The sequence below is a fragment of the Citrobacter braakii genome (assembly GCF_002075345.1).
Lineage (GTDB): Bacteria > Pseudomonadota > Gammaproteobacteria > Enterobacterales > Enterobacteriaceae > Citrobacter > Citrobacter braakii.
In genome coordinates this window covers 1-9,310 of the sequence record NZ_NAEW01000037.1, presented here as the reverse complement: position 1 = coordinate 9,310, position 9,310 = coordinate 1, and the positions used below count along the sequence as shown (strand labels likewise).

The window sequence follows — 9,310 nt, the reverse complement described above, 5'->3', positions numbered from 1 at the left end:
AGGTGCGGATACGCGGATCTTATCGAGGCCCGCAGCGCAGGCTGCAATAAGGTCGAATATAAAACTGCAACTGATCTCATTCGTTTTTTGTATTCCGGTACTTCGCAAACGGGAAGTGCTCATATAAATATAATGGACTATAACCAGCCTGATTCGGATAACCAGGCTCATCAGTAAGAGTGTGGGGAATGCTGCCGGGAGAATGCAAGTCTGATTTTCATCTTCATCCGTCCGTTACAATAGCGGCAGTGGCAGTACCGGTCATTTTCGCGCCGAATGTTTTTTGACTGTTCTGAAGGCATCCCCGTCAGGCTGCCAGAGTCCCATTTTTTTCTGCAGCGCGGTGGCGGCCTGGCGGATATCCCCGAAGGTCTCGGTGACGGGACGCGGAACCTCAGCCTGCTGAAGACACCACAGACGTCGGCGGGCAACCCATTCGCGGGAAGACGCATCACGACACCCGTCCAGAACGGTGAGCCAGCGTGCGGCTGCGCGGCGATATAATCCGGCCTGCTCCAGTTTTTGTGCTTTTTCGTCATGAATCATTGCGATCGCCCCGGGAAGTGGTCACACCGGTAGTTCAGTCTGCGTGAGAACCAGTAATAAGAAAAGTTGTTGCGGTGCCGGTATACCGGAAACAGCAACCGATATCTCTGTCAACGTCAGGTGTTATACAGGATAAAGCCCTCAGCACCGCAACAGCAGAACGATATCTCCTTCAGAAGGAGGGTTGCAAGTCCCGTCTTGATTATTCCTGGCTGCATATGAAAGAACATTCATAAAGACAGTGGGGGGATCATTTTGGCGTTAAACCAGGCTGAGCAGGAAATACTGGAAAGAAAAACGGCCCACTGGGTGTATGAACAGGGCAGGGAAGTGACGGCGAAAGAAGTGGCGAAACGCTTCAGGCTGCATATTCACACGGCACGTCTTGTTATTCATGGAATAATGAGACGGACAGACGGAATACGCTGTGCGCTTCGGGGAACCTATGAGAAGACCCGGGGAGGCAGCCGGCCCGTGAAGTATTTTTCGGTGATTTATCTTCCTGAAGAATATCAGCCGAAGGGCAGTAAAACAGACAAGAGCCGGAATAGTGACTGTTAATCAGATTCGTTTTTTCGTCGCAGAAGTAACCCTGTACGGTAAAGATATCAGAGGTGGCAATGAGCAGCAGAGTGGTTCCCGGACTGTCCGAACTGGTATATTCTCTGATATGTGAACATCCGGGGATATTTAAGCATGAGCTTTTCAGTCAGGTAAATGAACTTCCGGAAACGAAGATAACGGAGTCTGATTTAAGTGATGTTATATCCTGTCTGAAACTGTATCGGGGTGTGTTTATTAAGCGCGGGTATGGATATTTCAGGGATGAAGATACGTTTAGTGAATACAGTTTCGGGCTAATACCGGGAAAAGAAGTGAGAAAAAAGTGGAGACAGTCCGCTAATGAACGTAATAAATAAAATGTCAAAAATATTGAATCAGATTTATGAAAGATTAAGATGATTACTGGCGGGGTTTTATATTGCGGTGAATGATTAACCGGAGTGAGTAATGAGAGACAGAAGTGAAATTTTAGAATCATTTTCATGGAGCGCACTGGTTGCCATAAAAATGACCTGACGTGACGGAAGAATAATATCTGAACTTTCAGAGCATCTTTTTATTATGAGCTGGCTGGCGACAGCGAAAAAAAGGAAGATTTTCCCCCGGACGGTTTCAGTAAAAATGAACTGGCTGATAAATGACGGCAGACTGAAAGGACATCATGCAGGGCTGAGAATAAAACTGGAGTATATTTATTCCACCTGCCAGAAAAATATCAGCGGACAGGCCGATTATTTTCGTTTTACCCGGGTAATGGAAATACTGAAGAATGTGGGCTGGAAGGGATATCTGCTGACGCCGGCGAAGTGGAAGATACTGAAGCGTGAAACTTTCGGTGAAGATAAGAATTTAATCTTTATGGATGAGAGTGCAGTAAAAATCAGTTTTGACCTTAATGGCAGGCTGACAGGCGCACTGAAACTGCGGGTCTGCGGTGATATAAAAATGGCGGCGAAGATATTTGAGGATAATTATCTTCCGGTCAGAACAGAATGTCAGGGTGAGGGGCGATATTATTTTTATCTGCGGCCGGAGCCAGTTACCGGAACGGAAGCGCGATAAAATTTTTTGATGATCGGAGTTGATCTGAACAGAAGGGTTGATCTAACATTACCCTGTTTTACAGAAGCTGATGCTTCTCACCAATGTTCCGGTGATCTGAGAGGAACGCCTTCGGGTGATCGCACACCAATGTTTCAGCAGTCTGAGAGATACGCCTTCGGGTGACTGCGCACCAATGTTTCAGCGGTTTGAGAGAGACGCCTTCGGGTAACCGCACACCAATGCCACCGTAGCCTGAGGGGTGGCGTCTTCGGACGGTACAGCCCTTTAATCTTTGGAAACGGCTGTCGCAGTGAGATTTACTGTGGTTAAGATATCTTAAACTTTTGCGTAAAAAATCACCTGCGGGTGTTACGCCAGTCTCCTGTTACGATGTACGGGAGAAGAGAACGAATCTTTCCCCGGGCGCAACGGGGATGCTGTACTGAGGTTTTCAGCTTCAGATACACGACAGAGCACTGTCTTTTCGGCGAATGGTTAACATACTGTTTTACCGAAGGTTAGTGTCCATTCTTAATCAGGAACGGATTACGTCCGTGTTTCCTGACTTTCTACTTTTTGAGCTGCCTGCTCAGACAATCTTCTGCATGTACGGGTATGCCGCCATTTGGCGTGCGCTGACGTTCAACGTTTTAAAACGTTGACGGGCGTCACAACATTTGGGGCATCTTCCGGACCATGCAACGACCAGTCTGAGCATGCGCGGCGTCACTTGCGTACGAGTGAAACGAGTTCCAAGTGACGCCGCGAAGCGGCAAACGTCTGTAATACGTATTTCCTGATTTCACGACCTGTCAAAAACGGACATTAACTCGTGGAGAGCAGTCAGATAAATGCGTTGCAGGAACGTCTTTTACCACGCCCGTCGCGTCCGTTTATCACGGACGGCCGCTCAGGGCCATTATTTAACCACCAGTTAAGGTTCCGGAAATGAAACTTAACATAATGATTAATGGAGGATTTTTTTCGTCATGATATTGAGGCGTCAGTGATAACTGACGGGGAGTTAAATTCACCGTACTGCGTACTGGTTGAACTCCTGTAAAAACTCAACATAGCGTTACCCTGCTACACAATATCAGACGAGCCAGGAAGGCGAACGCACCGACACGCAGGGAACGTCTGTGACGACGAAAAACTAATATTTTTAATGCGTTACGACAGTCCATTCCATCAGGAGCACGAAAAGGTGTTCAGACCGGACGGAATGCGCTGACGGGCAGGTGTGTCTTTTTTTCAGCAGAATTCAGGCAGGGTGGAGTATGAAGAATAAATCAGCACGTTCAAAAGTTGAGCAGTTCAGGCGCGATTTCATCACGCTGGCCAGGGATGCGGGCAGAAGCTACGCCACGGCAGCTGACAGTATGCGTATTGCCGGATACTTTCTGAATTACCTTCGTGAAAACGGGATTAAACTGCGTCATACGGACAGTATAAAAACCCGTCATATCGTCGGGTATCTTCAGTTCAGGAAAGAACAGGGTATTTCCGTGCGTACGATCCAGAATGAACGTTCGGCCATCCGGGGCGCTTTAAATAAGGCCGGTCGTTATAAACTGGCTGACCCGGATAATCCGTTGCTGAGTAATAAAGCGCTCGGACTGGAAGAAAGCAGCAGGGCGGGGACAAAATTACCGTTAAGTCCGGAAGAGTTTCATAAAGCATTTAAGGAAGTTGAAAAAAATAACCGGGGCGTGGCGGCAGCCATGCTGCTTTCTTATACGCTGGGATTAAGAAATAAGGAAGCGGTGGAATCCTGTAAATCCGTAATGACGTGGAAACGGGCAATGGAAACGGGTCAGAATTCCGTACGTGTTGTTTTCGGTACGAAAGGTGGCCGGCCCCGTAATACCGTTATTGTGGACAGGGATGCCGTAAGGCGGGCAATCAGCTATGCCGAAAACGTTATGAAGGAAAATAACGGGAAACTGATTGACCGTCCGGATATCAGAAAGGCGATCGACACGTACCGTTATTACTTACGTCGTGCCGGACTGACGGGAGAAAAAGCGCCTCACAGTATGCGCTATCATTTTTCACAGGAAGCCAGAAGTTTTTATGAGAATAAAGGATATACGGAGCGTGAAATATATGCACAGGTGTCAATGGATTTAGGTCATGGTGACGGGAGGGGACGATATGTGAAACAGGTTTATTTCAGAAATACAGATGCTGATGATGAATGATTTTATTTTAAATAAGGAGTGTTATATGGCGCATTGCATTTTAATGAATATTGAATCACTGGAATACATCAGTGAGAGCACTGATTTACCTGAAAACGGATACGATGAGGTTCTTTTAAAATTTGTCTGTGTAACGCCGCTGACTGAACTGGATACGTGTGAAATGATATATCGTTATTTTGGTGATGTGTTTTTTAATGAGAATGACGACGATTTCTTTATCCGTAAAGGCAACGTGTCGGAAATGGGCGGTATTATAAGCGTGATACCACCCGTTAATGTTCCTGAACTGAAAACAGGAGAGTGTATAATACCGGTGATTCCGGAACTGGTCAGTGAACTTGATACCGGCGAGTATGATCCGGATTATGGTTCAGCTAATGTTAAGAAAATAGTGGAAAGACAGTTCGGTGATTTATTTGATGAGAAAGGGGAACTGATTGTACATAAATAATGATTTACCGGACTGTTGAAAAATTGATGGTACGTATTACACCCGCTGCTGTACTCATATCAGGAGTACAGCAGCGGTTTTTTGTTTATAAAATCGGGACAGTCAGTGGCGGGTAAATAATCCGGATGACCCTGCAGCGTCGTATGCCACCGGGTTATAAAATAACGATTTGTCAGGAAACGGGCATACGACGCTGCAGTGATTTTTTGTTTCAAACAGGGTGCCGGCGAAGTGATGTGCAGTCGTTTTCTTTCCTTCCGTTCCCCGCAGCCCCGTATCCGGTAAAGCTGAATACGGTGACGACAGTTTAGTGTAATGATACGGGGCTGCGGCGATTTCTGGAACGCACAAAAAAACATCACCGTACGTCTTGAATTTTTGTCTGCTGTCTGGTTATCATCAGAATGTTACTACGTTGCTTATGCAACGCACCAATGTTCCTGTGATCTGAGAGGAACGCCTTCGGGTGATCGCACACCAATGTTTCAGCAGTCTGAGAGAGACGCCTTCGGGTGACTGCACACCAATGTTTCAGCGGTTTGAGAGAGACGCCTTCGGGTAACCGTACACCAATGCCACCATAGCCTGAGAGGTGGCGTCTTCGGACGGTACAGCCCTTTAATCTTTGGAAACGGCTGTCGCAGTGAAGTTTACTGCGATTAAGATATCTTCTTACATCCGGCACAGCGTTGCCGTGTTACAGTTCCGGTGTTTTCAGGCTGTAACCTTTATATACCAGCCCTTGCGGGGAAAACTTCCCCCGCAACCGGTGAAGGTTTTCTCCGTTTTTTTTGGAGAAAACCATGCGACTCATCACTGTACTGAGCAGAGCCTTATTCCGGCTGCTGCCTCATGATACCTGCACATCGGGTGACTGGATTGCCAATCATACGGGTTACCTCAGCTTCCGGGCTGTGGTACGCGAGGATGAATATGGCAGATTCCGTGCACTCGTCAGTAAGCGTACTGGCTATACCCTTCTGACCTTTTCTTATGAAAAGGTGATGGACTGTGGTACGTACGACACCTTCCGTCACGCCATGAGCGTGGCGCACCATCAGGCCTGCCAGCTGGCGCATCTGCGTTATGCCTGGGAAATGGCCTGACTGTTCACATCACTACTGTCCCTGCGGGAGAAAACACTTCCGTCACGGGAGAGCGTTTTCTCCTTTTGATTTCAGATGAAGGAGAACTCCATGATTTTTTTACTCAACGTGCTTTTCCGTTTTTTACATGTACTGATGGTGCTTCTGCCGTCACAGCGTGCGGTCCCACCGTGGCTGCGCCAGATGGCATCGGATGTACGGCTTATGATGCATGTTGCCACCGATATCCGGCTGGCAGGAGAGGTTCTGAAACAGACATCCCGTAACGGCGGTGAAGCTTTTCCGGGGGCGGAACTGTTTGTTGAAGAAACACTGTTTTATGCCGCGCACTGTCTGGGATGGGGGCTTTTTCAGGGGCTTTCATCCCGCTGGCCGGCGTGGATAATTCAGGAACTGGAGCATCGTGGGGCATGCCTTGACGAAAGTGTCTGGTGCGAGGGTCGCAGCAGCGGCTTCCGGAATGCTTATGACCTCCGGACGGCCGGTGAATGCGTCAGTATGGTCACTGCTGACCGCTGAGCATCCGGTAACTTTCATTACCACAACGGCTGCATCATGTCGTTGTGGTCGTCAACGTTTTAACCATCCCGGAGGGATAACACTCCCCGGGGGGATGTTATCTCTCCCCATTTTTCGGAGAGATAGCATGCTGATGACGACGACACTGAATACCGCGACAGACGCCTTTTGCTGGCTATGTCTGCTTGAGAGTGAGCTGCTGAGTATCCGGGCGTTTCAGAACGCCGGTCTTTATCCGCCGCACGATGAGGCTGATGAAGAACCGATTTTTGAATGCTCAGTTTATAGCAGCGGCATGGCCTGCGGTGAATTTCTGGACGGTCTGGAGGCGGGCACCATTGCGCCCCTGACGACAGCCGGAGAGGAACTGCTGGACACGCTGAACCGGATGGGGCTGGCGTTATGCGCCCCGGTCTGGGAGCAGGCAGTGAAAGAGGGGATGTATGATTCGCGGGCTGACCGGGCCATTTATGAAGCCGGCGCGGATGGCTGGATATACAACTGACCGACATACGGCTGGCAGCCTGACGCCGGTTTTACATGCGAGTGTATCGCACGCTGCTGTTTAACGACCCGTGACGGGAGATACCTCCCTCACAGGGGCGGTTATCTCCTTTCTTTATATTTTTCAGGAGAGGACCCCTCGTATGACCACAAACTCATTTAACGGCATCACACTTGTCCACCCGGACTGCAATGAATGGCATCTGATGTGGAATGCGCTCGGGGAGCATAAAGCGAACCGGACATTATCACAGCCAGCCGTCGCTGAGCATTTTGGCGAGGTATGGCAGTACATGGAGACACGCGAAGTCCGGATGTTCGGGTTCCGGAAAGGGTATTTCCATTTCTTCAGGCATCGTATGCATCCGACCGGGGGCGTTAACTACAGCATCAGACTCCCTGCCAGTCAGGAGTTTGATTCAGCAACGCTGACAACGGGTTTTACCTGTTGCGTATAAAGTTCAGCGTGACGGTGACAGAGACCGGCGAGGAGCTTGCGTCATGTTACTGTGACATGTTCTTCCGCTCAGCGGAGCCGCTGAGGCGTGCGTTCTCCGGCAACCGCCGTGAGCTGAAGGAACTGTTTGCTGAAGCCCGGCATTCTCCGGGTGAGCGCAGACAGATTTACCATGATATCCGGCTGGCAGTCTGATGCCGGTTTTTACACCACGATCCGGTTAACCGGATAACCCGGAGGGGGATTTTCCCTTCCGGGGGAAAGCTCTCCCTGATATCAGTGAGGAGAATTTTCATGTCAACACACAGCATTATTTCAGTGGTATGTCGCGACGGTATGGTTCGTTCGGTGTACTGCCACCAGGACGGGTATCTGCAGCATAACGGGCGGATACTTGTGGAGCACTATAACAGCCAGGAGAAGGCTGAGGCGCTGATTGCCCCGGGTAATATGAGTTGTCTGCGGGCGCGCTGTGATAAACCGGAAGGCCATACAGGCGACTCGCCTGTGGAGGGCGTGACGGTGTACTGGACACGTGATGCAGGCTGCCCTGCTGATGAGACCGCTGCGCGGGTGTATCCGGACGCGGAGGCTTCGATGGAGGGGGAGTCTGATTCGACGACCGGGTATTTCTACCTGTATGACGGCAGTTGCTGGATGGTGAAATACCATACGAACCGCGGATGGCAGTACCGTCCGTTACGCCAGGCGTTGCGCAATGCTGCGCGCCGGGCTGCATAACATAATCACACCCTGACCGGGATAAGCCCCGGCAGGGCATCCCGGTTGAACCACACGGAGAAACTGAGATGAGTGAACAAAAGAGCACGAAACTGATTATTGTGCATCAGATTGTGCGGGTGGAATTTTCAGAAGTGGTGGAGGTTCCCGCCGACTTCAGTCATGACGAGACTACCCGTCTGGTCAGTGATTTCTGGAATATCACCGACAGGAACAAATTGGTGACCGCCGCAAAGTTTATGGAGCCTGGTGGTCAGTATATTGAACGGATCGCGCCGGAAGATAACACGCCCGGCGTGTATAAACCGGACCTGTCGGTAACGAGAAGTCCGGAGGGTGAGCTGATTTACCGGCGTCTCAGTGATGATGCGCCGGTAACGGCAGACTGACCCTGGTTCCGGTAAGTGATTGCCGGTGATTTTTAACTTTATATTCCGGACGGTCGCCTGGCGGCGATACCGGAACCATCGTGACGTGGCGTTACCCTGCCGCGTCACGGCCGGGGTGCGCCTTTATTATGAGGAGTTCCCCGTGAAAAAACATAAAAAAGGTTCATCCGGAAAGACGACGCATGCTGATGTTTATCAGATGGTGACTGACCGTCTTGTTGTCGCGCTTGAACAGGGTACTGCACCCTGGCGCAGGCCGTGGCAGAGTGCCGGGCAGGTCTGTACGGGTGGTTTACCGTCGAATGCCCTGACGGGACGTTGCTACAGCGGAGTGAATGTGCTGCTGCTGTGGATGGCCGCCGTTGACGGCGGTTATGCCAGCAACCTCTGGCTGACGTACCGACAGGCGCAGGAAGCCGGAGGTCAGGTCCGTAAGGGTGAAACCGGCAGTCTCGCGGTTATCTATAAGGACTGGACAAAACCGGCAGAGGATGAACACGGTAACAGGCTGTACGATACCGATGGTAATCCGCTGAAGGAGACCGTCCCCATGCTGCGCCAGCTTAACCTGTTTAACGTGGCGCAGTGTGACGGTCTGCCGGCACTCATGCAGCCGGATGACGGTACCGGACGACCGGGTGAAGATTACGCCGTTGTTTCCCCCGAACGTCTGGCGGATGTTAAGACGATGCTGGAGGCAACCGGTGTACAGCTGGAGCCCCGTTTCCAGGACCGGGCGTACTACACCCCGGTGGCAGACCGGATAGTCATGCCCCTGACGT

Annotated in this window: 12 protein-coding genes; 11 read left to right on the top strand and 1 reads right to left on the bottom strand. The window is 50.4% G+C overall.

The features are described 5' to 3' along the window. Positions 1–261: 261 nt before the first annotated feature. Positions 262–546 carry a PerC family transcriptional regulator gene (locus BZK42_RS27020; RefSeq protein ID WP_080861225.1) on the bottom strand — a complete coding sequence of 95 codons (285 nt, stop codon included), beginning with the start codon at positions 544–546 and terminating at the stop codon, positions 262–264. Positions 547–801: 255 nt separating this feature from the next. Between BZK42_RS27020 and BZK42_RS27015 the strand changes: the two genes are divergently transcribed. From BZK42_RS27015 to BZK42_RS26955, 11 genes are all read left to right on the top strand, one after another. After that, positions 802–1,107 (top strand): hypothetical protein, encoded by a 306-nt coding sequence (locus tag BZK42_RS27015; RefSeq protein WP_080861222.1) that lies wholly within the window; start codon positions 802–804, stop codon positions 1,105–1,107. A 531-nt stretch (positions 1,108–1,638) separates the two neighbouring features. After that, positions 1,639–2,172: a DUF2913 family protein gene (locus BZK42_RS27005; protein WP_346190205.1), complete on the top strand. Its 534-nt coding sequence runs from the start codon at positions 1,639–1,641 to the stop codon at positions 2,170–2,172. Between the two features lie 1,262 nt (positions 2,173–3,434). After that, the gene (locus tag BZK42_RS26995; protein WP_080861215.1) at positions 3,435–4,358 is read left to right on the top strand and encodes an integrase domain-containing protein; all 924 of its coding nucleotides are present in this window, start codon (positions 3,435–3,437) and stop codon (positions 4,356–4,358) included. Further along, positions 4,342–4,812 (top strand): hypothetical protein, encoded by a 471-nt coding sequence (locus tag BZK42_RS26990; RefSeq protein WP_080861212.1) that lies wholly within the window; start codon positions 4,342–4,344, stop codon positions 4,810–4,812. The genes BZK42_RS26995 and BZK42_RS26990 overlap by 17 nt, the downstream gene beginning before the upstream one ends. Before the next feature lie 803 nt (positions 4,813–5,615). Continuing rightward, a complete protein-coding gene (locus BZK42_RS26985; RefSeq protein ID WP_080861209.1) occupies positions 5,616–5,918 on the top strand; it encodes a hypothetical protein in 303 nt (100 codons plus the stop codon). A gap of 90 nt (positions 5,919–6,008) precedes the next feature. Further along, complete coding sequence (locus BZK42_RS26980) at positions 6,009–6,437, top strand: hypothetical protein (RefSeq protein ID WP_080861206.1); 429 nt, start codon at positions 6,009–6,011, stop codon at positions 6,435–6,437. Positions 6,438–6,564: 127 nt separating this feature from the next. Then, positions 6,565–6,942, top strand: coding sequence for a hypothetical protein (locus BZK42_RS26975; RefSeq protein WP_249025181.1), 378 nt, complete (start codon positions 6,565–6,567; stop codon positions 6,940–6,942). A gap of 142 nt (positions 6,943–7,084) precedes the next feature. After that, complete coding sequence (locus tag BZK42_RS26970) at positions 7,085–7,399, top strand: hypothetical protein (RefSeq protein WP_080861202.1); 315 nt, start codon at positions 7,085–7,087, stop codon at positions 7,397–7,399. A 293-nt stretch (positions 7,400–7,692) separates the two neighbouring features. Then, entirely contained in the window at positions 7,693–8,139 is a 447-nt protein-coding gene (locus BZK42_RS29100; RefSeq protein ID WP_211280448.1) for a post-segregation killing protein PndC, read from the top strand. Positions 8,140–8,207: 68 nt separating this feature from the next. Beyond that, positions 8,208–8,528, top strand: coding sequence for a hypothetical protein (locus BZK42_RS26960; protein ID WP_080861194.1), 321 nt, complete (start codon positions 8,208–8,210; stop codon positions 8,526–8,528). A gap of 142 nt (positions 8,529–8,670) precedes the next feature. After that, positions 8,671–9,310, top strand: a 640-nt coding sequence (locus tag BZK42_RS26955) for an ArdC family protein (protein ID WP_080861191.1), incomplete at its 3' end; no start/stop codon positions are given.